Origin of the sequence: Bradyrhizobium uaiense, from assembly GCF_010811875.1 — a bacterium.
GTDB lineage: Bacteria > Pseudomonadota > Alphaproteobacteria > Rhizobiales > Xanthobacteraceae > Bradyrhizobium > Bradyrhizobium uaiense.
Genome location: NZ_VKHP01000029.1, coordinates 26325 through 52044 on the forward strand (window position 1 = coordinate 26325; position 25720 = coordinate 52044).

The following is a 25720-nucleotide window of genomic DNA, read 5'->3' on the forward strand; positions in this document are numbered from 1 at the left end:
ACTTTGGATTATCTTTCGCGCCTGGAACACGAGACGGTTTTTATTTTGCGCGAAGCGTTCGCGCGGGTAAAGCCTATGGCGATGTTGTGGTCGATCGGAAAGGATTCCACGGCGCTGCTCTGGATGATACGCAAATGCTTCTTCGGTCACGTGCCGTTCCCGATGATCCAGCTCGATACGGAAATGGAACTCCCCGAAGTCTATGAGTTCAGGGATCATATCGCGAAAGAATGGGATCTCGATTTCCGAGCGGAGTTATGTCCGCCTGAGTCGGAGATGGATCCGACGCTTCCTCCGGCGTCCAGAGCGGCGGCTCGAAAGACGGCAGGCCTGAAGGCGCTGATTGAGCGGGACAACTACCGCGGAATTGTTCTCGGGATCCGACGAGACGAGCAGAGCATGCGTGCGAAAGAGCGCGTGTTCAGCCCGCGGGCGAGAGATGGCGTCTGGGACTTTCGAAATCAGCCGCCGGAGTTCTGGGACATCTACAAGATGGATCTTCCAGAAGGTTGCCATCTGCGGATCCATCCGCTTCTTCATTGGACCGAACTCGATATCTGGCGCTATACGCTGCGCGAGCGCATTCCGATTGTACCGCTCTATCTTGCCCGCGACGGCTGGCGCTATCGCTCGCTGGGAGAGAAGAACATTACGACCCCCATTCGAAGCGAAGCATCCTCGATCGAGGAGATCATCGCCGAACTCGAGCAAACCCGAACGCCCGAGCGCGCGGGGCGAACCATGGATCACGACTCGGAAGACAGCTTTGAGCGCCTGAGAGCCTCGGGCTATATGTAAGAACTCAGATCCAATAAAATGAAACAGTCCTCATATCGCGACCAGCTCAAGCTTGTGGTCGCAGGTCACGTCGATCATGGCAAATCGACTCTCATCGGACGTCTCCTCCACGAAACCGGAAGCCTGCCCGACGGCAAGGTTGAGGAGCTGCGTAGAATAAGCGAAAAGCGGGGAATGCCGCTTGAATGGTCATTCGTGCTGGATGCCTTCCAAGCGGAGCGTGACCAGGCGATCACGATCGACACGACCTGGATTTGGCTGCGTACGGGGCATCGGGATACAGTCATCATCGACGCGCCAGGGCATCGCGAGTTTCTCAAGAACATGATTTCCGGCGCCGCGAATGCCGACGCGGGATTGCTGGTGGTCGACGCCCTTGAGGGTGTGAAGGAACAGACGCGCCGGCACGCCTATCTCTTGAAATTGCTCGGAATCAATCAGGTCGTTGTCGCGATCAACAAGATCGATCTGGTCGACAATCTTGAAGCGAAGTTCAGAGAGCTCGAAGCCGACGTTCGCGCTTATTTGAAGGGATTCGGGATAGAGCCCACCGCGGTTGTGCCAATCTCGGCTCGGGAAGGTGATAATCTTACGGCGCTGTCGGCGCGGACCCCTTGGTACTCCGGCCCGACACTTCTCGAGACGTTTTCCTCCCTGAACGTCGAAGCTCCCGCTTCCGAACGCCCACTCCGAATCGTCGTTCAAGACGTCTACAAGTTCGACGAACGTCGCATCGTCGCGGGGAAGGTCACGTCCGGAAGCGCCCAGGTCGGCGATACGCTGATGTTCTCGCCGCACGACCGGATTGCAAAGATCGCACGTATCGAACCGCTCGATCATCTCAACTCATCTGACCGAATTTCAGCCGGGGAATCCGTTGGGATCGTTCTCGACGAGCAGATTTTCGTTGAGCGAGGAAATGTAGCGAGCCATTTCGCAAATCCACCGGTGTTGTCGAATGTGTTTCGAGGAAAGTTGTTCTGGCTCGGAGATAAACCTCTGCGGGCAGGGGCGACGCTGAAACTGCGCGCCGGTACGCTGGAAACGCAAGCGACCGTTCGCGCGATCGAATCCCTGCTGGATCTCGAGAGCCTGGAGCATCGTCGTGGAAACGTCGTCACGCGCAACGATCTGGCCACGGTCAGATTGAGTACGTCGTCGATTCTCCCGGTAGCGGACGGGCATGACGACAAGGTGCTGGGCAGATTCGTCTTGCTTGACGGCTTTGACACCGTCGGTGGCGGCCTGATCGATCTCAAGGGGATACCGGACCAGCGGAGCAATCCGGCCATCAAGGCGGCAAACATCAAGAAGGTCGATCTGCTGGTCAATCGCTCCGAGCGAGAGATCCGGCACGGCCATAAGGGGGCGGTGATCTGGCTGACAGGTTTGTCAGGTGCGGGGAAATCGACGCTAGCCGTGCGTACCGAGCGCGCTCTGTTCGAGGCCGGTTGGCAGACCTACGTGCTTGACGGTGACAATCTCAGGCATGGCCTGAATTCTGACCTTGGGTTCTCTGCGGATGATCGCTCGGAGAACATCCGGCGTATTGGGGAGGTCGCTTCGCTCTTTGCTTCGGCAGGGCTGATCGTGCTGACAGCGTTCATCTCGCCGTATCAGAGAGATCGAAGCAGGGCTCGCTCGGCATCCGCGGACTCGTTTCACGAGATATACGTGAAGGCGTCGCTTGAGGCTTGTGAGAGCCGGGATGCGAAAGGCCTCTATCGACGTGCGCGGGCAGGAGAAATCAAGGAGTTTACCGGAGTTTCGGCGCCCTATGAGGCGCCGCAGGCGCCGGAGCTTGTTATCGATACGGAGCAGGCCGACGTTGAACGTTGTGTCCATGATTTGGCGGAGTACATCAGAAAGGTGTGCTCACGTTGACGGGCTCGTTCCAGGTTCGGCCGCTTGAGGAGGGGGAGACTCCCGCCTATGAGGAGTTTCTGAAGGAAAACTCCCGCCTCCCGCTTTATGGCATACCGAGCTTTCTGCGGTTTCTGGAGGCCACGACATCTTGCAGCACACATGTGCTCGTTGCTTGGTCTGACGGTGCCATCGTGGGGGCACTTCCTTATGCAGAGCTTCGCCGCGAGGGCATCGGTCGGATCGTGAACAGCTTGCCGTGGTATGGCTCACACGGTTCCGTCACCCTTTGCCGGGCGGCTCGCTCGCGGGAGGATACCGATGCGATCCGGCGCGCGCTCTTGTCGGACTTCGTTGCCGCGGCCGACAGCGGGGATTTGCTGTCGGCGACGATGATCTTGCTGCCGGACGAGGAGGGGCAAATCGCCTCCTATGACGCCGTCCTCCAACCGATTCAGAAGGACGCTCGCATCGGCCAGATAACAGAATTGCCTCCTGTAGATGGAGCGGCCGATGGGCTTGAACTGACATTCAAGCAGAAGACCCGGAACCTGGTCCGAAAATCGCTCAAGCAGGGATTTTCCGAACAAGTGACCGATGACGACTGGGCTTGGAAATTCTTGGCCGAGACCCACGCCGAGAACATGGCAGCCATCGGCGGCAAGCCAAAGCCTGAAAGTCATTTCCGCGCTATGCGCGAGACGCTGCCTCCGCAGATGCGGCGACTTTCGGTGTGCATGAGCGATGGCACACCTACTGCGGCCTTGTTGCTGCTGCTGTGCGGGGATACGTGTGAATATATCACACCCGTTATCGTCAAGGACTTTCGGCCCAGACAGCCGCTGACGTTCCTGATCTGGATGGGCATGCTCGACGCGATCAAGTCTGGATATCGTCGGTGGAACTGGGGCGGCACCTGGCATGGTCAGGAAAACCTGCATCATTTCAAGGCTGGATTCGGTGCGGTTGATCTTCCGTACAGTTATCTGATTAGGGCACCACACGAAGGCGTTGTGAAGTTGAAGCAGTTGAAGTCCCAGCTCGGGACGCTGTTTCCGAATTTTTATGCTTATCCGTACGCGAAGCTCGATTGAAGAAGGCATGGGACATGAGTCGGCTTGTAGAAAGCTTTGAAAAGGACGCGGCTCGTGACGAGCGATTGCTGGAGCTAAACGTCCTTTTGTCTAAGCTCGATGTTCCGCTTGGGGAGGCCGGTTCCGAACCTCGTGAGCCCATGCTTTTCATTCTGGGTCCCCCACGCTCTGGCACGACCCTTACGAGCCAATTGGTGCTCGAGAGCCAGGGATTCGCTGGAGTCACGAACTTTGCTGCCCGCTTTTGGTTGGCGCCTCACATTGGAATGATGATCGAGAATTATCTTGGTCTGCACGACCAGAGCTCCTCGATGTCATTTCAATCTCTTCGTGGAAGAACGTCTTCCTGGTCTGAGCCTAACGAGTTCGGCTTTTTCTGGTCGCGATGGTTTGATCATGGGCAGGAGACGCACTTCCTTGACGAGCGTACTAGACAGCTCGTCGACAGGAGTGGACTTGTGCGCTCGATATCAGCGATGCAAGCCGTTCAAGAAAAGCCACTGGTCTTCAAGAACAACACTTGGTTTTCGTTTCAGGCGGACTGGCTGGCGGATGTATTTCCGCTCGCCGTCTTTGCGTCATGCAGGCGGGATGCATTCTTTGTCGCGCAATCGATCTGGCTCCAGCGGCTCGATTTGTTCGGTGATGTAGCGCGTTGGTGGTCGGTCAAACCGCCGGACTACGCAGATATTACGAAGCTACCGCCTATCGAGCAGGTCGCGCGACAGGCGGTATCCATCGAGATTGCGACTGACGCCAGCTTGGCAAAGATCGGGCCCGGGCGCGTCATTGACGTGGATTACGAACGATTGTCGCGTGAGCCGCGATCAGTCATTGGCGAGCTTGCCGAAGCGATAAAAAGCAAGGGCGGCAGCGCGAACGTTCAACTTGATAGGATCCCCGAGCGTTTCGAGTCGACCGATCGAGTCCGACTTGACGACGGAGTCTCGCGGGAGCTTCGGGTTGCGTTGGATAAATGGCGATCGAAGTTGCACGGGTAGCTGACGCACGGGAACCAAGATGATGAACATCACAGAACCAAGTTTTGATGAAGCCGAAATCACGCTGTTGCGCGAGTGTCTCAACTCGAAATGGGTGACCCAGGGCCCGCTGACCGAGCGGTTCGAGAAGTTGCTTGCAGAGAAGCATGGGGTGAAGCATGCGCTAGCCTGCACGTCGTGCACCGCAGCGCTCCATTTGGCGACTCTGGCGCTGAATCTCGGAGCTGGGGACGAAGTGATTGTTCCGGCGTTCACCTGGGTCACGAGCGCTCATTGCGCCGAATATGTCGGAGCGAAACCGGTCTTCGTCGACGTCGAATTGTCGACCTACAATATCGATCCCGAGAAGCTGAGGGATGCAATCACGCCGCGTACGAAGGCGATCGTCGCGGTCCACCTGTTTGGGCTCGCCGCCCCGATGGATGAGATCAAGGCCATTGCTGGACCACGCGGGATTGCCGTCATCGAGGACGCTGCCTGCGCCGTCGGCACGACATACAAAGGGAAGCCCGTCGGCGCGATCGGCGATATCGGCTGCTTTTCCTTTCACCCGCGTAAGGCCGTTACGACGGGGGAAGGGGGGGCGGTAACGACCAATCGCGATGATCTTGCTGCACGCGTGCGCTCGCAACGCAATCATGGCGCGACCGGAGCTCCAGATCCTTCGATCGAGCCCCATGGTCCGTGGACGATGGCGACGTTTGACAATTTGGGCTTCAATTTGCGCTTGTCCGATATCCAGGCAGCTGTCGGTGTGGCGCAAATGGGCAAGCTCGACAGGGTGCTGGCGGAGCGCAGGCGTCTCGGGCACCGCTATTCCGAGTTGCTCGGCGGAATCGATTCAGTCGTGCGACCGCTCGGTGGGGACGTCGGTGGGCATGCATTTCAATCTTACGTCATCCGAGTGCTAGACGGCGGCCGAAAGCGTAGGAACGAACTCATGGCCGCCTTGGCCGCAGAAAATATCCAAACGCGGCCAGGCACGCATGCGGTTCACCGCCTCGGGTACTATGCTGACAAGTATGGATGGCGAGCAGAGCAATTTCCAAACGCCATACTTGCCGAAGATACGACGATCGCACTGCCTCTCTTTCCAAAGATGTCCAATGAAGATCAGGATCGGGTGGTCGATCTCCTAGACAATGCCTGTCGAGGGAAGTAGCTGAAGGCCGATTATCTTCGTTGCACTCCAATCCGCAATACCGTTGGCTGAGCTCATCCAGATCTGTCAGCGAGTAAGGGCTTCACAGAAAGTGATCAGAAAATCCATCCTCGGCCATGTGATATGATTTCCAGATTAATCAATCGAATGCGAAGGGCGCGATCGGGCACGTTCCCGAAGGGAACCCCGGGCATCCTGGCTTTTTACATGGCTGAGGACATTGCGGACTTTTTCTGCAGCGCAGACTGGTGCGTGCGAAGAGGCTCTCCAGCAGAAATGCTTCAAGCAGTCAGGGCGTTCCGGCCGCTCGCTTTCCCGGATGAGTCGGCCGAGGCGAAGCAGTTCTGGGATCGGCTCATGTTTGCAGCTAGTCGGGCCAGTCATGTTCGTTTGGCTATGGGCAGGTTGAGGAGCGTATGGGGGACAACGCCAATCGCTTCGCTGCGACACGCCACGCGAGCCGATAAGATGGCCGGCGTGGAGGCCGTATCTCTTGTGTTCACGCAATACTATACGACCTCTGATTTTGACATAAATCTCAGTCACATCCAGGAGTTCATTCTAAAAAACGATAATCCGCTGTTCTACGCTTTCCGCAGATACGTTCACGCTTGGTCGTTGCTCGCATTTGATATCTTCCACCTTTACAACGACCGCGGATTGCTTGAGCCGGCGGGGGGCTACGGAAGCGAGCGCTTTGGGATTGCTTTGTCGGAAATGCAGGCCTATCGCGACGCGAACAAGCTTCTTTTCACTTACGCATACGGAGCTGACCACCGTTTGCGGCAGAGAACTCTGGCGTCCGCGAAGTTCAACATGTGCATGGATTGTCCAGCACCGGGACGCTTCTGCCTGTGCGACGATGAGGGGGGGCTGCAGACCCTGGAAACAATAGGGCGGTATGCGACGCGCATGGTTGGCTATGGTCTGTCAATAGATTATTTGCCGAACCCGTACTTCATGAGATACTTGATCGTCGATGTCGCGGACCTATTGCCCAAAGCTAAACCTAGTGACCACTCAGACCCGGTCTTACGAGTTGGACACTTTCCGAATCATGACCACTTCAAGGGTACGCGTTACCTGGTTTCCGCCATCGACGAGCTGAAGCGGCAGGACCGAGCTATTGAATTGGTCAAGCTTTCAGGGCTGCCTCGCCGAGAAATCCTTGATCAGATGACGAAGGTCGACGTTGTCGTTGACCAGTTGATCAGTGGCGCCTTCGGCCTCACCGCCATCGAAGCTATGGCGCTAGGCGTTCCTGTGATCGCCAATATCCGGCCGGGGCTTCGCATTCCGTCGCCGCAAGAATGCCCCATCATTAAAGCGGACCCAGAAACCATCGGCCAAGTGCTGGATCAACTGAGCAAGGACAGGGCCCCGCTGATAGAAGCTGCGGCCCGCGGCCCGGAGTATGTAAAGAAACATGCCTCCATTGAGGCGCTGGCGACAGACCTGCGACAACTTTACAAGGCTATGTTGCCACGACGTTTGAGAAGTGCAGCGATTGCTTTAGGAGCCTCGCGCATTGCGGAGGCTGGGAGGCGATGGGCTTCGATGAGAAGGCGGGTAGCGAAGCGCCTCGGTGATCTGGCTGAGCGCTACGCCAGAGCAGCACCTGCCGCACGTCGGGCTTGGATTCTAAGACGCCTTCGTAGGGAAGCCGGCAGAGTGCTCTCGCTGTTCATGCCAACGACGCTTCGAATTTACCTCGGGACTGCTGAGAAGATCGTGTCCGGTGCATATGCGCTTGAGCTTCGCCAGCGGCTCAATCCGTTGGTCCGCGAGAAAAGAAACGCATCGTCTCAAAACGCGGCTTTTCACGGACTGTACGCGACGGTCCAGCCAACGGTGCTCAGCAGCGATCTGAAAGCGCTTGGGTGGCACTCTGTCTACGAGGCGTTCGACTACAACCCTGCGTTCGTGGCTCCAGACGTCGTGCGCAATGATGTCTTCCATCCGGATTTCTATTTCGAGCACGTATCATTCGATCGCGTCGGCATAGAACCACGGCGGCCGCCGGTCACAGATACGTTCAATTTGGACAACCTGGAACGTTACTTCATGAGTAAGTGGGGGCGGTATGACGTCTACCACTTTAACTGGTTCCTGAGCTTTCTCCCAGATAACTTGGACGTTGAATATCTCAGGAAAAGTGGCAGCTCTGTCTACTTTCACTGGCGGGGCTGTTTCATTCTTACTAAACTGGCACCCGAGTTCGCAGCCCAGGGGAAGAGTGTCGCGGATGCTTGTGCCGCCTGCAAGGCGCGCGGCTGGCGACGCGAATATTTCCGTCGATTCCAACGCGGAGTGCGCGAAGCAAATCGAGTTTTTGTATCGACGCCCAACCTCTGTCATTGTAGCCCTGATTTCGAATATTTGCCGTTGTCTTTAGACGCGGAAACTGCTGCTTTGCGACCCGAGGTCGAGAACCTTACAAAGGGCGGCGGACCGGTCGTAGTGATGCATGCACCTTCATCAGCGGCGATGGAAAACGTAAAGGGCACAAAGCACGTTGTTGCAGCCATAGAACAGCTCCAGCGAGAGGGCTTCGACATCGAACTGGTCATGGTCCAGAACCTGGAGCGACGGGAAGCCATCCGCAAGTTCGGACAGGCTGACATCTTTGTGGAGCAGTTGACCCTTGGATCTTACGGCAACACTGCGATCGAGGCTATGGCGCAAGGAGTGCCAGTGATTTCCAGCCATCATCCAGATCACGCCCATCTTGTCCCCGGATGTCCAGTCGTCCACGCAGATCCTACGACGATCGCGGATCGCCTTCGCGACCTGCTGCGCGACGATGACGCCAGGTTGGCGCTCGGCCGTCGCTGTGCTGCTTTCGTGCGAGAGTTTCACAATCATAGCCACATCGCCGGCCATGTTAGTCGCCTCTATCGGGAGGATCTCGGCCATTTGCACGCCCGTGCGCCAAATAAGCTCGATAATCAGGAGCCGTACTATGGCCCGTGACCGCAAGCCACGTGTCTATCATGCTCCATTCGACGTTGGCGGCAATGCATACTATCTGTCCCGAGCCGAGCGGGGACGCGGGTTCATTTCGAAAACGTTCGTTTATTTTCGCCAGTGGTTCGGGTATCCCATCGACCGCGATCTTAAGGTGGGGGCAGGCGGCAACCCGTTTTTGTCTATTCGCTGGTGGTTCGGGCTAGCTGAGATTCTGTTCCGGGCTGATGTCGTACATTTCAATTTCGGTACCAGCCTTCTCAGCGATTTGAATCGCAAGTGGATCATGGCCGATTTGCCACTGCTGAACGCGGTCGGCATATCAACCTTCGTTACGTTCCAGGGATGCGACAGCCGCATCAGCGACTTCGCAATCGAAAACTTTCAGGTCAACGCGTGTGCGAACTGCCGCAGTCGGCTTTTGTGCGAGTCCAGCTACAACGACTATAAGCGTGAGATGATTAATGCTGCGCTGGCCTGGATGGACGGTGTCTATGCCGTCAATCCAGACCTTTTGCATAACATCCCGGGCGCACAATTCCTCCCCTATTCCAACTGCGATACGCGCACCTGGGTTCCGCCGCTAGATGATGAGCCGGACTCGGGGGCACGTCTGCGTGTGCTTCATGCCCCAACCTGGCGGGAGATAAAGGGTAGCGACTTTGTCATCGCTGCAATCAAGGAGCTGGAAGCCGAAGGCGAGAATGTCGAACTCGTCCTCGTCGAGAATGTCCCGCATGCTGAAGTCAGACGGGTGTATGAGACGGCGGACTTGCTGGTCGATCAAGTTCTGGTGGGTTGGTACGGCGGCCTTGCAGTCGAACTAATGGCGCTAGGCAAGCCCGTCATTGCCTTTTTGAGAGAAAGGGACCTCGAGCTTATCCCGGTCGAAATGCGGGATGATTTGCCTGTCATTTCGGCGACCCCGGAGACGCTGAAGGAAACTCTCCGCGGATTGATTCGCGATCGTGCTGGACTGCGTCTGCACGGCAAGCGCTCGCGAGCCTTCGTTGAAAAGTGGCATGCTCCTGACAAAGTGGCCGAGTTTACTACTACTGCGTATCTGAAAGCGATCGCCGCTCGCGGCGGGCCGGTGAGAGTCGGAGCGCGGCTCGGGAGGTTGGCCAGGTTCTTCGGGTTCTACGCGCGTTTCGGTCTGCGCACGTGTGCCTCGATTTGGAGAGGCCGTCTCTATTCCTGGGTGTGGCGGGCCGGGCCAGCTATCACTGCCGCGTTCGCCATTCTGGCCGCACCTTTCATTTGGTTAGCTGCCTTGTGGCGGCTGCATGTGGCTGCGCGACCGGCTAGCCTTTGGGGCACGACTCCTATCCTTACGCTACCTCTGCTGGCCGAAGCCGACAGACAGATGGGTTTTCATTCAAAGACTTTAGCCTATACAGCCTATTACATCACAAGTAAGTTCGACTATGTCCTCAAGCCGCAGATCGAGTGGCTTGCCAAGCGATTTCCATTTTTGATCCCGGTGTTCCGGCGGCTTGTTTTCGCCTGGGCTCTGATCCGCTTCGACGTATTTCACTTCTTCTACGATGAAGGAATTCTTGAGAGGGATGGTCGTTTTGGCGTCTCCAACTCCGAACTGAAATGGCTGCGTCGGTTTGGCAAGCGCATCTATCTCTATGCCTATGGCGCCGATATCCGCACCAGAAAGGAGACCGAAGCTTTAGGCAAGTTCAACTGCTGCACGCATTGCGATCGGCCTGGCATCAACTGCCTTTGCGACTCCGATGCAGGCGCCAAGAACATGGAGAAATTCTCCAAATACGCCACTCAGCTCGTTTCCATGGGCGACATGATGGCCTATACACCGGGTGCACGCCGGCTCTGGTATTGGCCAATTGATCTCGACAAGCTGAGTTACGTCGGAACCTCGGTCGAGGTCGGCGGGCGGCCCCTGCGGATATTTCACGCTCCCAATCACGGCTGGGCCAAAGGATCGCAATATCTGATAGCCGCAGTGGACAAGCTGCGAGCCGAGGGTGTGGCTATTGAGCTGGATATGGTGTCAGGGGTCCCGAACGATGTCGTGGTGTCGCGAATGGCGGACTGCGATGTCGTTGTCGATCAGCTGCTGATAGGCTGGCATGGCTACACTGCGTTGGAATCGATGGCGCGAGGCAAGCCTGTCATCTGTTACATCCGTGACCGCGCCGAGCTTGTCGATGCCGAGTCCTGTCCGATCATATCTGCCAATCCCGATACGATCGAGCGGGTGCTGCGTGAACTGGTGGAGCGTCCGCGCGTGGAGCTAGCAGACCTTGGGCGCAGAAGCCGGGGGTATGTCGAGAGAAATTATTCGATCAGTGCAGTCGCCGCTCGACTAGGCGAGCTCTATGTTGATACGGCGAAGTTTCCACGTCGCGTCGAAGCTGCGATCAGCCGACGCACGAGCTGCTTGCTGCCGGCCGAAGAAGTGCCGGCGGCGGGACAATTGGCTTAAACTGGGCGGTTCGAGCATGTGTGGCTTGGCAGGTATTCTCCATCGAGGTCGTGTTCGCGATGCGGGCCGGCGCATAGGGTCAATGGCCGCAGCGATTCGTCACCGCGGGCCCGATGACGACGGCTTCTTCGAGGATGCAGATATTTCGCTTGGCTTCCGCCGGCTGTCGATCGTCGATCTTCATTCCGGTCGGCAACCTATGGCCAACGAAGACGGCACCGTCTGGGTGGTCTTCAACGGTGAAATCTACAATCACCGCGAGCTTCGTCGAGAACTTGAAGCGGAGGGCCACCGCTTCAAGACCGATCATTCCGACACTGAGGTTCTCGTCCACGGCTATGAACAATGGCGCGAGAAGCTTCTCGACAAGCTGAACGGTATGTTTGCGTTCGCAATCTGGGACCAATGTGCGCGAAGTCTTACACTCGGGCGCGACCGTCTTGGCATCAAGCCGCTGTACATTGCGGAGACGAGCGAGGGGAGCCTGTTGTTCGCCTCCGAAATCCGGGCGCTACAGGCCTCGGGATTGGTTTCCCTTCAGCCGGACGACGCCGCAGTCTTCGCATATTTCCAGAATCAGAACATCTGGAACGGAAGATCCATGTTCCGGGGCATTCGCCAGCTCCGAGCGGGCCACTATCTGGTGGATGACGGCCGGGGGCGCCGCGAGGCCGAATATTGGGACTTCTCCTTCAACCGTCGGAGCAAGGCGCCAGCGGTGGCGGCTACGATGCTGCGGGACGTCCTTGACGAAACGGTCGATCGTCAAATCGCCGCTGACGTACCGGTCATGGCCTACCTGTCGGGCGGTATCGATTCCACCTCACTTGTCGCCGCGGCCCATCGGCGCGATCCGAAGGTCCGCGCCTATTCGTGCATCTTCGATCTCGAAGGGGTGGGCGAGGATCGGCAGGTTGATGAACGAGAGTTCTCGCGGCTGGTGGCGAATGAACTCGCCATCGAGCACGTCGAGCTGGAATTGCCCCAGACGGTATTGCGCCGAGCCTTGCTGCCAACCGTCCAGGCGCTCGAAGAGCCGCGCATGGGCATGGCTTATGTCAATTATCTCATTGCGGGGCGCGTCGCCGAGGATAGCAAGGTGGTCCTGTCCGGCTGCGGCGGCGACGAGATGCTGGGCGGCTATGTGGGGCGCTATGGATACGTTGGCGGCGTTGCAGGTGGGGCCGCACGTTCCTGGTGGCGGAGGTTTCTACACCCGCAGGAAGCGTCGGCGGTCGAGCGGATCTTGCCGCTCTATACATACCCGCTTATCCCGTCGGAGTACGACGCTGCGTTCACTGCCTCGTTCAAGGCTGGCGCCGGGGATTACAGCGTGGCCGAGGAGTTACGTGCCTTGTTGGCGCGCGCACCGTCGGATCATGTCTGGGATAAGCTGCTTTACGCCGACGCAAAGACCTATCTGGCTGGGCTGCTGATGGTGGAAGACAAGGTTTCGATGGCCCACGGGCTGGAGGCGCGTGTTCCGTTGCTGGACAATCGGATAATTGACCTGGCGACGAGTTTCGATTGGAGCCTGTTGACCGACGGCAGTGTGGGCAAGAAGGTGTTCCGCGACGCGGTCCGCCCGTGGGTTCCACAGCGCATCGCAGACAAACCGAAAATGGGGTTCGGTCCCCCGGATGCGTCTTGGTATCGTGGCGGGCTGCGTCCCTTCGTCGAGCAGGTATTGGCACCGCAGCGGGTCGCTGCCCGCGGCGTCTTCAATCCCGATTTCGTCGCCACGGCCTTGGAAGCCCATATGTCGGGAAAAGCGAACAGGCTCACACTGCTCTGGTCGCTGCTGTCATTCGAGGCTTGGTGCGAAGCGTTCGACCTCTACGGCGGCGACCTCGGCATGCCATTGGGCGACGAGAATCGACTGCAGCCGTTGTCACGCAGCTTCGCCAGTTCGTAGTTACTATGTGTCAGTCCAATCGAGCTGAACAGAAGCACTTTCGGAGGTAATTGACTTGAGACCCGAGGCTTTAGCTCTCTTCCAGCCTGATGGAATGAAAGCAGGTGAACTCGAATTGCGATCGTTCGCATCCGCAGACGATCACGTGCTCGAGGGCGCGTTGGTTGCGGGAGATGGTCGCTGGTTTCCAATCCTGGAAGGTGTTCCTTCATTCTTGACAGGAATCCTGCAACGGGATCTCTCGGAGTTTGCCAGACGGCATGATCTGCCGCTCAAGGCAACCACCACAGGACTTACCGCCGCTGAGCAGGCGAAGACGAATGAAACGTTCTCGGATAAATGGCGCCGCTTCAAGAACTACGGCTTTGAGGACGCACATAAGGAGTTCCTGTTCGACTGGTATCGCAAGAAATTTGGCTTCCAGACGGTCGAAGAACTGAAGGCCTTCTACAAATCTCGCCGACGTATCCTGGAGTGCGGGCCTGGCTCCGGCTTCAATACTCGATTCATGGCTGAGAATACGGACGGAGAGGTCTTCGCGCTCGATATCTCCGACGCTGCCTTTACTACCTTCGGCAATACCAAGGGCTTGCCGAACTGCTCCGTCATCCAGGCCGACCTCATGGCCGCTCCCTTCGCCGACGAAAGCTTCGACTTCATTATTGCCGATGGCGTTCTGCATCACACGCCCGACACACGGGCTGCGGTCGAAGCGCTCTATCGCAAGCTGGCCCCAGGTGGGCAGTTCTTCTTCTATGTCTACAGGAAGATGGGCGCCGCTCGCCAGTTCTGTGACGCGCATATCCGCGAGCATTTCACCAAGCTTAGTCCCGAAGACTGCTACGTCGCTTGTGAAGGGCTTACCGACCTGGGACGTGCTCTCTCGAAGCTCGGTGCGACGATCACGCTTGAGAAGCCGATCCCTGTTCTCGGCATTCCAGCTGGTACGCACGATGTTCAGCGGCTCATCTACTACAACTTCGTCAAGTGTTTCTGGAACGAAGCCTTCGACTACGAGACGAACAACATGGTCAATTTTGACTGGTATCATCCTCACAACGCGTGGCAGCACACCGGCGAGGAGGTTGAGAGTTGGTTGAAGGGATTGGGAGTTGAGACCTTTACCTTCAACGACGCCAATCCGAACGGCATCTCTGTTCTGCTGACGAAACCAGCAGGCTAGCTCGAGCATGCGGATCTTATTGACCGGCGGTACCGGCTTCGTCGGTTCTGTGCTGGCGCGCCGGCTGGTCGCCGGCGGGCATGAGCTGTTTTGCCTCTGTCGGCCGGAGGCGTCCGTGGCCTTCGGGACAAAAGTCGATTGGGATGGCACCACGCAGATCGAAGCCGGCACGTTTCCGGAAGGTGTCGATGCGGTGATCCATGCGGCCCAGTCGCGCAACTATCGGCAGTTTCCCGGAGATGCCCGGGAGATGTTCGCGGTCAATGTCGGCATGACGATGTTTCTGCTGGATTGGGCGGCGCAGTCGGCGGTCAAGCAGTTCTGTTTAATATCGTCGGGGGCGGTGTACGAGCCATTCGGCCGAGGGCTGCAGGAAAACAGCCCGTTGTCACCAACCGGGTTTCTGGGGGCTACGAAGCTCGCTTCCGAGGTCATCGCGAAGCCATTTTCGAAGCTGCTAGGTCTCAGCATCCTCAGACTATTTTTTCCCTATGGCCCGGGTCAGGATGGCCGGTTGGTCCCGGACTTGATCCGTCGCATTCGGCAGGGTAGCCCGGTTCAGCTCAACGGAGATGCCGAAGGGCTTCGGCTGACCCCCACCTTTGTGGACGATGCCGTTGACGTCATTCTTGCGAGCATCGCGTCGTCATGGACAGGGACCGTGAACGTCGCGACACCCGAGACGCTGTCAATTCGTCAGATCGCCTGCTCCATTGCTCGAGAGCTCGGCATCGAGCCAAAGTTTGAAATAGCGAGGGGCAGCGCTGCGGTTGACATCACCCCGGATTTGAACCGGCTGGCAGCGCGGTACGATCTGAGCCGGTTCACTTGCTTCGACGAAGGCGTGCGGCGAATGCTGGTTGCGCTGTCCTTCAGTGCACAGTGAATTCGCGGGCATTGACGAATTGTGCCGGCGGCTGCGCAGCTTGGGCTTTGGGCTTGTCCATTCGGCTCAACGAGTCTATGCAACCGGAAGCGGAAGTACGCGCCGAAGGCACCTCTTCGACGGTAGGCTAACCAGAACAATGTCCCGCGTGGGCATGACTTCACCAGAACCAGATGGCGCTTGAGATGAAAGCTGAGCTGATCGAGAAGCTTGACCGCAAGACGGCGAAAATTGGAATCGTCGGTCTGGGTTATGTCGGCCTGCCCTTGATGCTTCGCTATTGCGAGGTGGGTTACAAGGTCGTCGGTTTCGACATTGATCAATCCAAGGTCGACCGGCTTCGCGCGGGCGATTCCTACATCGAGCATATCTCGAGCGCCAGCATCAGGAATGCGACGGAGCTCGGCTTTGAACCGACCACCGATTTCTCCCGTGCCAGGGAAGTCGACGCGCTGATCCTCTGCGTTCCGACCCCGCTCAACAAGTATCGCGAACCCGATCTCAGCTTCGTGCTGAATACGACGGAATCGCTGCTGCCGTATCTCCACCAGGGAATGGTGTTGTCGCTCGAAAGCACGACCTATCCCGGTACGACCGAGGAAGAACTGAAGCCGCGCATCGAAAAGTGCGGCCTCACTGTCGGCAGCGACATATTTCTCGTTTTCTCGCCGGAGCGCGAAGATCCGGGTAACCAGAATTTCACGACGCGTTCGATCCCGAAGGTCTGCGGTGGCTGCACGCCGGCATGTCTCGAGGCCGGCATCGCGCTCTATCGCCAGGTGATCGACAAGGTCGTTCCGGTGAGTTCGACGCAGGCCGCCGAGCTGACGAAGCTGCTAGAGAATATCCATCGCTCGGTGAACATCGGTCTCGTCAACGAGATGAAGATGGTGGCCGACAAGATGGGGATCGACATTCACGAGGTGATCCGCGCGGCGGCAACCAAGCCGTTCGGGTTCATTCCGTACTACCCCGGTCCCGGCATCGGCGGTCACTGCATTCCGATCGACCCGTTCTACTTGACGTGGAAGGCGCGGGAATACGGCATGCACACGCGCTTCATCGAGCTCGCCGGAGAGATCAATTCCTCGATGCCGGATTACGTGGTGTCGAAGATCTCGCTGGCTCTCAATCAGAGGCACAAGTCAATCAGCGGCAGCTCAATCCTGGTCCTCGGCATCGCCTACAAGAAGAATGTTGACGACGTTCGCGAATCGCCGTCGGTGGCGTTGATGGAACGGCTTCGCGATCTCGGTGCCAAGGTGTCCTACAGCGATCCGCACGTCCCTTCATTTCCGAAGATGCGGGCGCATTCCTTCGATCTGTCGAGTGTCGCCCTCACCGAGGACAATCTGCGGCGTTTCGATTGCGTCCTGCTTGCGACCGATCACGACAAGTTCGACTATCAGATGCTCGGCGCGCATGCGCCGCTGCTCGTCGATTGTCGTGGAAAGTTTCCCCAGCCGGCGGACAATATCATTCGCGCTTAGCCGATTTCGCGCCCGCTTCGGTTACCCCTCTCGGGAACGGGTAACTGACGGGTTCGGCGTGACACTAACCCGCACGTGCGGCCTGTAGATTCTCGCTCATAGCGGCCGTCATGCCGCTGTCTGGTCGAAGGCTGACCGAGGCGTAATGTACCAGAGCAGGAAAAGCAGCCCGGTGCCGTTCGTCAGCAAGGCTGTCGAAAGCGGTACATTGAGGAGAACCTGGGGGAGAAGCCCGGCGGATAGCAGCACAAATTGCGACGGCAAGCCGGACGACAGGCGATTGCCGAGGGCAATGATCAGACCACAGCCTAGCGCGGACACCGGGGCAAGCACGAGACCGACCGAAGCGATCCCCTCGGTGGCGAACAGCGAAGCATTGAAGGCACCGAGATCGTAGGCTTTGGCCATGACGGCCCATATCGGCTCGTCGTAGACGCATGCAACCAAGAGCTTCACTGCATTGATTTGGCAGAAATGGGTCAGGGGATGCGCTGAGAAATAGTTATTGTAGACCTCCAGGGCGAGCGAGGGGATACCGACCATCCTGGTGTTGACAGTGCCGAAATAGACCAATCCGGGAGTGAGTGGGAACAACTCTGCCTTGACCAGGAAGAACAAGATCGTGCCGATCAGGACAGGCAGGAAGAATGACAGGATCGTTGCAACCCTGGCCTCGACCAGCTTGCAGATGACCGCAAGAAACAGCAGCCAGACCGGAGCAAACAGCGCCATCTTGGTCAGCATGATCGGGTAGAACAGAAGCATCAGGAGCAGAGTGATCCCCGCCTGCCAAATCCGCTTGCTGGCGACGAAGCAGGCAAAGGCAAACGGCAACAGTGCGTTCGACGCGATCCAGACGGCGTATCGCAGGATGCCGGGCAACGCTACCTCCGCCCGATACTTATACATCTCGGAGAGGTCGACGAGCTTAAGGTTGTAGAGAGAGCCGATCCCGATGATTACGGCGGAGGCAATCAGGATCACCGAAGGCATCATGTGAAAGGCCTGTGCCGGCATCACAACAGCCTGTCGCAGCGGAGCGGTGATGAACAGGGCGGGGGCGAGAAACGCAAATGCCGAAAGCACGATCGACGCAAGCGCCAGGCGGTGATCGTAATCAAGCAGCGAAAATTCGGTTAGCCAGAGATACCCTAGGACCATGATGTAGAAGTAGAAGCCGACGAGATAGCCAAAGCTGAAGCGCCCAACTGCAAACAGGATCACGACCGGGCTGAACGCCACGACGTTCAGGATTGCAGCTGCCAGGTGCGACTTGTCGAAACCGACGATGCCCGGGAAGGAATTGGTGATCACGATGCAGTACAGCGAAACGGCGCAAACCAGGATGTGGGCATAGGCAAGCATGGCAAGCTTGGCCTGGGGCCAACCGAACCCAGACTCCAGCTGAATAACGCGATCGTTCATTCTCGTTTACCGTCGTATCGGGCCGTGTGTTTGGACTGTTTCGTGGGTGGTCATCGCGTTCGGCAAGCTAGGCGAGTTGCTGACCGATGTCGCCTCTTGGGCTCAGGGACATGGCACGGCGCCGATACAACGACAAGAATTTATGCTTGTAGTTTATTCCATTTTTCCAGCCCAATGACCCAAATTCCGCTTATTGCTCAGGTGTGTCCGAGCGCGGCTGCCTAGCAAGGCTGAATTCCCGTAACTGGCTGCCAAGGTGCAGTGTTTTCGGAATGTCTTGCTGCGACTCCGCTGATCGGACTTTTGAGCCCGAAGTATGCCAGGCGTCTTGGGATCAAACTGCAGGGCTCGCAACCCTAAGCCGGATTCCGCGAGCTTGGGATTGCGAATCATGGCGGCTGGTCGCCGGCCCGAGTCCCGCCGGCAGCCGCGTTCGGCGGGGAAAATGCCGCCAGGAACAAATCCGTCGCGTGCCGTGTCGCGTCATCGGTCTTGGGTGCCGGTGTGCCACCAATCCGACTGCCCGGGCCAGAAGTGCGAACCGTCACCGCCGAACTTGCCGCTACTTAGCAATATTGAAAGTTTGCGCCTTCGCATTGAGAGCTTGCATTTGAATTTCCAGGCTGCTCACTCGGTTGTTGATCTCGTTGATCAGTTTGTAGGTACGGTCCAGCTCAACTTCTTGCTGGGCTAGCCGCTGCTGCTCGACCTTCCGCAACTCCAGAGTGGCTTCGGTGCCTTGTTGTCCCAGATGCCTCCGCTGCACCTCGGATAATCCGATCGAGACCGCGTTAAGAATGACAGCCACTATCAAAATCGCTCGCGTTGAAATTGTCATGAATCCCTCGGCAATTTTGCTGCGTTGCACAATCTGAGGTGGTCATTCGAGGCGATACTTCCTTCCGTTGGTGTTTGGGTCGGTATTGTCACTCGACGAGAACATCAGCACCGGGACCGTCTCATCCTGCTGACGGTAGAACTTATAGAGACCGTGGCCCTTTGACGAGATATCTTGCGGATCGCTGTTTGCTGGTCCTAGTGGCTTGTCGTTCTCGTAAAGGCGGGCAGATTGGATCTGTGCAAGCGGATACTTGACCACTGCGACGTATGCGTGGCCTTGCCAGAGACGAAAAACACCACGAATCCACGGGTCAGGCGCTTGCGGAGGGATCAGGTAGAGAAACCCACTTGCAGTCAATGCGAACAGCGTTGAGCCAATTGTCACTAGCATGCTGGAGGGCATGCTGGAAAACTTAAAGAACGGCAGTTTTTTCTGGCTCGTGGTCACCAGACTGTGGCCTCTCGGATGTGCGCCGGATACCGCCGTAGAAGTTATGCGACTCCGACAAGCCTTGCTCTCGACCTTCGCGGAAGCCCATCCGATACGCTATTTTGGAGCACAGCGCGAGGAGCAAAATCGAACCTGCAGCGAGGGTGAGCGAGGTTATCATGCAAGACGCCGACGGTTGACCAGCATCGAATCATGTACCCGTTAAGAAGGCCATTGCGTATGGGTGTCAAGTCATCGTCTTAGTCTGATTCCTTCGGCGGAGTTTTCTTCCGTATTTTTGTGGGATTTGCATCCGTGTTCGGCGAACTCCGGCGTGCGATTTTGGGTCCGTAGGGAGCCAGCCGACGAGTGGGCGTGTGACTGCCCGACGAGAGCTATATTTTGGGACTTCGATGCTGCTCCGTCTTTCGCCGCTTTGGATGGTTGCCAGGCTTCTTATCTTCTTCAGATGGTGATTTCACCTCGGTGAGCGGAGGTGTGGATAGCCAGCCGTGCCCCTCGTAGCGCCAGGCTGCCTTTCTATTCGGGCCGGAGGCCCTCAGACATTCGCCACATCTCTACGGCCCCCGGATGGACATATACGCCTTGCTTTACTCCAAGTTTTCTGGGTAATGGACCTTATCGTGCGGCTCGCAAGGCCGCTTGTTCCCTCGGTTTTTCGGCTGGCTTCAATGGCCGGTCACGAGACAAGACAGGGCCTGTTGCATGATCAGATTTGGCCTGCTCGGGTGCGGGCGTATTGCCAAGCGTCATTCCGATCTCTTGGGTGGCAATCATATCGCGGGAGCGAGCCTGGTTGCGGTTTGCGATCCGATCCGCGCACGCGCTGATGCCGTTGCCGGGAAGTTCGGCGTTCCCGCCCATTACGACATGGACGAGTTCCTGGCGCGCAGGGATATCGACGCAGTTGCCGTGCTGACCCCGAGCGGGTTGCACCCCGCGCATGTGATCGCCTGCGCCAAGGCTGGAAAGCACGTGGTGGTCGAGAAGCCGATGGCGCTGCGGCTGCAGGATGCCGACGACATGATCCGGGCCTGCGACGAGGCCGGCGTCAAGATGTTCATCGTCAAGCAGAACCGTTTCAACGTGCCGGTAGTCAAGGCGCGCGAGGCGCTCGATGCCGGCCGCTTCGGCAAGCTCATCCTGGGGACGGTCCGGGTGCGCTGGTGCCGGGATCAGGCCTATTACGACCAGGACGATTGGCGCGGCACCTGGGCCTATGACGGCGGCGTGCTGACCAATCAGGCGAGCCACCATGTCGACATGCTGGAGTGGTTCTTCGGCGACGTCGTGAGCGTGCATGCGCGCGCGACGACGGCGTTGGCCAATATCGAAACCGAGGATACGGCCGTCGCAACGCTGAAGTTCCGCAACGGCGCGCTCGGGATCATCGAGGCGACCACCGCGGCGCGTCCGACCGATCTCGAGGGCTCGCTATCGATTCTCGGCGAGAAGGGTACGGTCGAGATTTCCGGCTTCGCGGTCAACCAGATCCGCCACTGGCGCTTTGTCAACGAGCTGCCGTCGGACAAGGACGTGGTGGAGAAGTTCTCGGTCAACCCGCCCAACGTCTACGGCTTCGGCCATCAGGCCTACTACCATCACGTGGTCGATTGCCTGGAGAACCAACGCGCTGCGCTGGTCGATGGGCTCGAGGGCCGCAAGAGCCTGGAGCTGATCTCGGCCCTCTATGAGTCGATCGAGACCGGTGAGGAAGTTGCGCTGCGCTTCACGCCGCGCTTGAGCCGATTGGGTGTCGTTTCGTGAATCGGCCGGAAGTGCATCAGGCCAGCGTGCGCGATGTCACGTTCGGCGAGCGCGTCAAGATCGTCGAGCCCTGCAATCTCTATGGCTGCAAGCTCGGTGACGACTGCTTCATCGGGCCCTTCACCGAGATCCAGAAAGGCGTGGTCGTCGGGGCGCGCACCCGCGTGCAGTCGCATGCGTTTGTCTGCGAGCTCGTCGCCATCGGTGACGATTGCTTCGTGGGCCACGGCGTGATGTTCGTCAACGACACGTTCGCAACCGGCGGCCCGGCGCGCGGACGCAAGGAGCTGTGGCGCGAGACCGTGATCGGCAATCGGGTGTCGATCGGCTCCAACGCCACGATCATGCCGGTCAGGATCGCGGACGATGTCGTCATCGGTGCGGGATCTGTGGTGACCAAGGACATCACGACATCAGGCACCTATGCCGGCAATCCGGCGCGCCGGCTGCTGGCGAGCCAATAGGGGAACATCGATGGCTGTGCCGTATGCCGACCTGCAACTGCAATACCAGTCGATCAAGGGCGAGATCGATGCGGCGATCGCCGGCGTGATCCGCGACAACGCCTTCATCCGCGGCAGCTATGTCGACGTCTTCGAGCGCGAGTTTGCCGCGGCTGCCGAGGTCGCTCACTGCGTATCCTGTGCCAACGGCACCGACGCGCTTTACCTCGCCATGCGGGCGCTGAAGGTGCAGCCGGGCGACGAGGTGATCACCACGGCGCATTCCTGGATCTCGACCGCGGCGATGATCACCCATTCCGGTGCCACCGTCGTATTCTGCGACACCGATGATGCGACGTTCACGATCGATCCGGCCGCGATCGAGGCGGCGATCACGCCGCGCACGGTCGGCATCATCCCGGTGCATCTGTACGGCCAGCCCGCGGATATGGACGCGATCATGGCAATCGCACAGAAGCACAAGCTGTGGGTGATCGAGGATTGCGCCCAGGCCCATCTCGCGCGTTACAAGGGCCGCATGGTCGGCACCTTCGGCGAGGCCGCGACCTATTCGTTCTATCCCGGCAAGAATCTCGGCGCGATGGGCGATGCCGGCGCGGTCGTCACAAACGACAAGGCACTGGCCGAACAGATGGCCATGCTGGCGCGCCATGGCGGGCTGGTGAAGCACCAGCATCACATCGAGGGCATCAACAGCCGGCTTGACGGCATGCAGGCCGCGATCCTCTCGGCCAAGCTGCCGCATCTCGCCGCCTGGACCGAGGCCCGGCAGGCCGCAGCCGAAGTCTATGATGCCGGTCTCAACCAGATCGAGGACGTCGTGGTGCCCGAGGTCGCGCCGGCGCGCAGCCACGTCTATCACCTCTACACGATCAGGCATCCGCGCCGCGACGCGCTCGCCGCACACCTCAATGCCAATGGGGTGCAGACCGCGATCAATTACCCGACGGCGCTGCCGTTCCTGCCGGCCTACGCCCGGTTCAATCACCGGCCGGAGCAATTCCCCAACGCGCATCGCGATCAGGGCCGGATTCTCTCGCTGCCGATGTTCGCCGAGATCACGCGCCAGCAGCAGGATGAAGTGATCGAGCTGGTTCGGAAGTTCTGATCGCGATCGTGGCCTCGCGCCGGGCGCGGGCTCAGCCTCGCAGCAGAGGCCGCAGGAACAGTTCCAGATTGGGGCCCGAGAACAGGTGGCCCTTCAGGCCCGCTGCGCGCGCGGCCTCGAGATCGGTCGGCTGGTCGCCGACCAGGAAGCTTCGCTCGACGTCGACCGGAAAGCGCTCCAGGAGATCGTTGATCATGCCCGGAGAGGGCTTGCGGCGGTGGCTGACCTGCCGATATCGCTCCACGGTCCCCTCAGGATGGAACGGGCAGTATTCGAAGGCGTCGATATGTGCGCCGATCCTGCCGAGCTCAGCCGCCATCCAGTCGTGAAGCTGCTGGATGTGGGACTCCTCATAGAGGCCTCTTGCAACACCGGACTGGTTGGTCACGACAAACGCGAAATAGCCGATGTCGTTGACGGCTTTCACGGCCTCGCGCGCGCCGTCGATCCAGATCAGCCTGTGGCTCTCGAAGAGGTAGCCGATGTCCCTGTTGAGGACGCCGTCCCGATCGAAGAAAACCGCCGGTCGTCGCGGCTGATTTCCTGAAACGTTGTTCATGAGCTGGTGATCCGTATGTCTCTGCGAGGCATGAACTAGCTCAATAGTTCACAATGCCCCGCGCGACAAATCCGGACCGACCACGCTCCGGGGGCTTTTGCGTTTATCGCTCGTCCACAATCACCTTGCCGTCATTCGGCAGCGAGCCGGTCCCGACCAGCTCGACGGCTCCGCCAAGTTTTGTCACGGCGCGCAGCGTCGCCGCGACTTCATTCAGAAGGGCCTCCGGCGGGGAAGCGCATTCGGCCCTCAGCGTCATCGCGTCGGTCTCGCCGGCACGCGTGACGACGAGGCGCAGCCGTCCGAGCTCGGGATGGCGCTTGCCGATTTCCGCGATCTGCTCGGGGCGCACGAACATGCCCTTCACCTTGGTGGTCTGGTCGGCGCGGCCCATCCAGCCCTTGATGCGCATATTGGTGCGTCCGCACCGGCTCGCGCCGGGCAGGACCGCGGTCAGATCGCCGAGCGCGAGGCGGATCCAGGGATGATGCGGATCGAGCGAGGTCACCACGATCTCGCCCACGTCACCCGGCGCAACGGGATCGCCGGTGCCGGGCTTGACGATCTCCAGGATCAAATCCTCATTGACCGTCATTCCCTCGCGCGCCGGGGTCTCGAACGCGATCAGTCCGAGATCGGCGGTGCCGAAGGCCTGGTAGGCCTCGACGCCGCGCGACTTCATCTCCTCCTGCAACGATTTCGGAAATGCGGCGCCGGAGACCAGCGCGCGCTTGATCGAGGAGACGTCGCGGCCGCCGGTGGCGGCCGCGTCCAGCAGGATCTTCAGGAAATCAGGGGTGCCGCTATAGCCGACCGGGCGATAGGCCTCGATCAGCTCGAACTGCTGCTCGGTGTTGCCGGGGCCTGCCGGGATCACCGCGCAGCCGAGCGCCCGCGCTGACGCGTCGAAGATGAAGCCGCCGGGGGTCAGGTGGTAGCTGAAGGTGTTCAGCACCACGTCCCCCTCGCGAAAGCCCGCCGCAAACAGCGCCCGTGCGCCGCGCCACGGGTCTGTCTGGCGGCCTTCGGGCTCGAAGATCGGTCCGGGCGAGGTGAACAGCCGGGCGAATGAGCCGGGCTTGTCGGCCACGAAGCCGCCGAACGGTGGGGCGGCCTTGTGCAGGGCAGGGAGTTCCGACTTGCGCAGCACCGGCAGCCCCGCCAGGGCCTCCCGGCTGGTGATGGAGGCGGGATCGATGCCCCTGAGCAGGTTGGCGTAGGCCGGCGCGGCCATCGCCTTGCGCAGCACCTCCGGCAGCCGGGCGAACAGGACGGCCTCACGCTCGGCCGGATCGCGCGTTTCAAGGGCGTCGTAGTGGTCGGTCATGTCAGGTCCTTTGGCAGGTCCTTGAGAGGATGTGCGCAGGTTGCGTGCCGGTCCGCCCGTGCTATCAGACGGTGACCGCTGACATTGGGACGGTTCCAGGAAGCACGATGGCTGAGGCAGAGAGCGTTGCGGCGGACGGGGCCGCCGATGTCGTCGCGAGGTTGAAGGGCCGCATCATCGACCATGCGCTGCCGCTGTGGTCGACCACAGGCGGGGACAGCACCGCCGGCGGCTTTGTCGACCGGTTGCTTCAGGATGGGACAGCCGATCACGCCGCGCCGCGCCGGACCATGGTGCAGGCGCGCCAGATCTATTGCTATGCCAAGGCGGCCCAGCTGGGCTGGTATCCCGACGGCCGCGCGGTCGCACTGAAGGGGCTGGAATTCCTGCTGGCCAAGGCCAAGGCGCCGGACGGCCGGCCGGGCTTCGTCTTCAGCCTGACGCCGGAAGGCGGCGTGCATGACCCGCTGCGCGACACCTACGGCCATGCCTTCATCCTGCTCGCGCTGGCGACCGTCTACAGCCTCGACCGGGATGCCCAGGTCCGCGCCGAGATCGACGCGCTGCTGTCGTTCCTCGACACGCAGTTGCGTTCGCCCCATGGCGGCTTCCAGGAGGGCCTGCCGCCGTCGATGCCGCGCCGGCAGAACCCGCAAATGCATCTGTTCGAGGCGATGATCGCCTGCTTCGACGCGACGCACGATCTGTCGTTCCAGAACCGCGCCGGCGATTTCTTCGCGCTGTTCCTGGCCAACCTCTACGACAAGCAGACGCGCACCCTCGGCGAATATTTCGAGGAGGCCTGGGCGAAGATCCCGCCGGCCACGGGATGGCGGAGATACTGCCGTGCGAGCAGCACCAGCGCCGCGCGCGCCGCGTCCGCAGCGCCGGCTTCGCCCGACTCGGCCTGCGCGACCCACGCCTTCGCCAGCGCGCGCTGCGGCCACAGCCGCCGGGAGTGG

At 59.3% G+C, this 25720-nt stretch carries 20 protein-coding genes; 15 read left to right on the top strand and 5 right to left on the bottom strand.

What is annotated here, in order from left to right; genetic code table 11:
* The first annotated feature begins 3 nt into the window (after positions 1-3).
* The 11 genes from cysD (at position 4) to FNJ47_RS10215 (ending at position 16817) form a co-directional block, all read left to right on the top strand.
* Positions 4-798: a sulfate adenylyltransferase subunit CysD gene (gene cysD / locus FNJ47_RS10165; RefSeq protein WP_163152943.1), complete on the top strand. Its 795-nt coding sequence runs from the start codon at positions 4-6 to the stop codon at positions 796-798.
* Between the two features lie 18 nt (positions 799-816).
* The gene (gene cysC, locus FNJ47_RS10170; RefSeq protein WP_163152944.1) at positions 817-2682 is read left to right on the top strand and encodes an adenylyl-sulfate kinase; all 1866 of its coding nucleotides are present in this window, start codon (positions 817-819) and stop codon (positions 2680-2682) included.
* On the top strand, positions 2679-3755 hold the full coding sequence (locus tag FNJ47_RS10175; RefSeq protein ID WP_163152945.1) for a GNAT family N-acetyltransferase: 1077 nt from the start codon (positions 2679-2681) through the stop codon (positions 3753-3755). Before cysC ends, FNJ47_RS10175 begins: the two co-directional genes overlap by 4 nt.
* On the top strand, positions 3752-4756 hold the full coding sequence (locus FNJ47_RS10180; RefSeq protein WP_163152946.1) for a sulfotransferase: 1005 nt from the start codon (positions 3752-3754) through the stop codon (positions 4754-4756). Before FNJ47_RS10175 ends, FNJ47_RS10180 begins: the two co-directional genes overlap by 4 nt.
* Positions 4757-4778: 22 nt before the next feature.
* Entirely contained in the window at positions 4779-5918 is a 1140-nt protein-coding gene (locus FNJ47_RS10185) for a DegT/DnrJ/EryC1/StrS family aminotransferase (RefSeq protein WP_163152947.1), read from the top strand.
* A gap of 468 nt (positions 5919-6386) precedes the next feature.
* Positions 6387-8891: a glycosyltransferase gene (locus tag FNJ47_RS10190; protein WP_163152948.1), complete on the top strand. Its 2505-nt coding sequence runs from the start codon at positions 6387-6389 to the stop codon at positions 8889-8891.
* Positions 8881-11343: a glycosyltransferase gene (locus FNJ47_RS10195; protein ID WP_163152949.1), complete on the top strand. Its 2463-nt coding sequence runs from the start codon at positions 8881-8883 to the stop codon at positions 11341-11343. Before FNJ47_RS10190 ends, FNJ47_RS10195 begins: the two co-directional genes overlap by 11 nt.
* Positions 11344-11359: 16 nt before the next feature.
* Complete coding sequence (gene asnB / locus FNJ47_RS10200) at positions 11360-13258, top strand: asparagine synthase (glutamine-hydrolyzing) (protein WP_235999763.1); 1899 nt, start codon at positions 11360-11362, stop codon at positions 13256-13258.
* A 55-nt stretch (positions 13259-13313) separates the two neighbouring features.
* On the top strand, positions 13314-14441 hold the full coding sequence (locus FNJ47_RS10205; protein WP_163152951.1) for a class I SAM-dependent methyltransferase: 1128 nt from the start codon (positions 13314-13316) through the stop codon (positions 14439-14441).
* Positions 14442-14448: 7 nt separating this feature from the next.
* Positions 14449-15327 (top strand): NAD-dependent epimerase/dehydratase family protein, encoded by an 879-nt coding sequence (locus FNJ47_RS10210; protein WP_163152952.1) that lies wholly within the window; start codon positions 14449-14451, stop codon positions 15325-15327.
* A 185-nt stretch (positions 15328-15512) separates the two neighbouring features.
* Positions 15513-16817 carry a nucleotide sugar dehydrogenase gene (locus FNJ47_RS10215; protein WP_163152953.1) on the top strand — a complete coding sequence of 435 codons (1305 nt, stop codon included), beginning with the start codon at positions 15513-15515 and terminating at the stop codon, positions 16815-16817.
* Between the two features lie 108 nt (positions 16818-16925).
* Here FNJ47_RS10215 and FNJ47_RS10220 read toward each other — a convergent pair whose 3' ends face one another.
* The 3 genes from FNJ47_RS10220 to FNJ47_RS10230 form a co-directional block, all read right to left on the bottom strand.
* Entirely contained in the window at positions 16926-18242 is a 1317-nt protein-coding gene (locus tag FNJ47_RS10220; RefSeq protein ID WP_163152954.1) for a hypothetical protein, read from the bottom strand.
* 562 nt (positions 18243-18804) lie between these two features.
* Positions 18805-19080, bottom strand: coding sequence for a hypothetical protein (locus tag FNJ47_RS10225; protein WP_163152955.1), 276 nt, complete (start codon positions 19078-19080; stop codon positions 18805-18807).
* Positions 19081-19122: 42 nt separating this feature from the next.
* Entirely contained in the window at positions 19123-19530 is a 408-nt protein-coding gene (locus tag FNJ47_RS10230) for a hypothetical protein (protein ID WP_347341649.1), read from the bottom strand.
* Between the two features lie 708 nt (positions 19531-20238).
* Here FNJ47_RS10230 and FNJ47_RS10235 point away from each other — a divergent pair.
* The 3 genes from FNJ47_RS10235 to FNJ47_RS10245 are packed head-to-tail and all read left to right on the top strand — an operon-like array spanning position 20239 to position 22872.
* On the top strand, positions 20239-21300 hold the full coding sequence (locus FNJ47_RS10235; protein WP_163152956.1) for a Gfo/Idh/MocA family protein: 1062 nt from the start codon (positions 20239-20241) through the stop codon (positions 21298-21300).
* Positions 21297-21764, top strand: a complete 468-nt coding sequence (locus FNJ47_RS10240) for a DapH/DapD/GlmU-related protein (protein ID WP_163152957.1) — start codon at positions 21297-21299, stop codon at positions 21762-21764. The genes FNJ47_RS10235 and FNJ47_RS10240 overlap by 4 nt, the downstream gene beginning before the upstream one ends.
* A 10-nt stretch (positions 21765-21774) precedes the next feature.
* On the top strand, positions 21775-22872 hold the full coding sequence (locus FNJ47_RS10245; protein ID WP_163152958.1) for a DegT/DnrJ/EryC1/StrS family aminotransferase: 1098 nt from the start codon (positions 21775-21777) through the stop codon (positions 22870-22872).
* A gap of 31 nt (positions 22873-22903) precedes the next feature.
* Here the strand turns inward: FNJ47_RS10245 and FNJ47_RS10250 are convergent, their stop codons facing one another.
* Positions 22904-23431, bottom strand: coding sequence for an HAD family hydrolase (locus tag FNJ47_RS10250; protein WP_163152959.1), 528 nt, complete (start codon positions 23429-23431; stop codon positions 22904-22906).
* Positions 23432-23534: 103 nt separating this feature from the next.
* On the bottom strand, positions 23535-24758 hold the full coding sequence (locus FNJ47_RS10255) for a phenylacetate--CoA ligase family protein (protein ID WP_163152960.1): 1224 nt from the start codon (positions 24756-24758) through the stop codon (positions 23535-23537).
* Positions 24759-24865: 107 nt separating this feature from the next.
* On the opposite strand from FNJ47_RS10255, the gene FNJ47_RS10260 reads away from it, so the two are divergent.
* A partial coding sequence (locus tag FNJ47_RS10260; protein WP_235999776.1) for an AGE family epimerase/isomerase occupies positions 24866-25720 on the top strand: 855 nt, incomplete at its 3' end.

Coding starts and splice junctions, on each gene's coding strand:
- FNJ47_RS10215 (WP_163152953.1), top strand. CDS start 15,513: ATGAAAGCTGAGCTGATCGAGAAGCTTGACCGCAAGACGGCGAAAATT.
- FNJ47_RS10190 (WP_163152948.1), top strand. CDS start 6,387: ATGGCCGGCGTGGAGGCCGTATCTCTTGTGTTCACGCAATACTATACG.
- FNJ47_RS10235 (WP_163152956.1), top strand. CDS start 20,239: ATGATCAGATTTGGCCTGCTCGGGTGCGGGCGTATTGCCAAGCGTCAT.
- FNJ47_RS10250 (WP_163152959.1), bottom strand. CDS start 23,431: ATGAACAACGTTTCAGGAAATCAGCCGCGACGACCGGCGGTTTTCTTC.
- asnB (WP_235999763.1), top strand. CDS start 11,360: ATGTGTGGCTTGGCAGGTATTCTCCATCGAGGTCGTGTTCGCGATGCG.
- FNJ47_RS10185 (WP_163152947.1), top strand. CDS start 4,779: ATGAACATCACAGAACCAAGTTTTGATGAAGCCGAAATCACGCTGTTG.
- FNJ47_RS10210 (WP_163152952.1), top strand. CDS start 14,449: ATGCGGATCTTATTGACCGGCGGTACCGGCTTCGTCGGTTCTGTGCTG.
- FNJ47_RS10245 (WP_163152958.1), top strand. CDS start 21,775: ATGGCTGTGCCGTATGCCGACCTGCAACTGCAATACCAGTCGATCAAG.
- FNJ47_RS10255 (WP_163152960.1), bottom strand. CDS start 24,758: ATGACCGACCACTACGACGCCCTTGAAACGCGCGATCCGGCCGAGCGT.
- cysC (WP_163152944.1), top strand. CDS start 817: ATGAAACAGTCCTCATATCGCGACCAGCTCAAGCTTGTGGTCGCAGGT.
- FNJ47_RS10220 (WP_163152954.1), bottom strand. CDS start 18,242: ATGAACGATCGCGTTATTCAGCTGGAGTCTGGGTTCGGTTGGCCCCAG.
- FNJ47_RS10225 (WP_163152955.1), bottom strand. CDS start 19,080: ATGACAATTTCAACGCGAGCGATTTTGATAGTGGCTGTCATTCTTAAC.
- FNJ47_RS10195 (WP_163152949.1), top strand. CDS start 8,881: ATGGCCCGTGACCGCAAGCCACGTGTCTATCATGCTCCATTCGACGTT.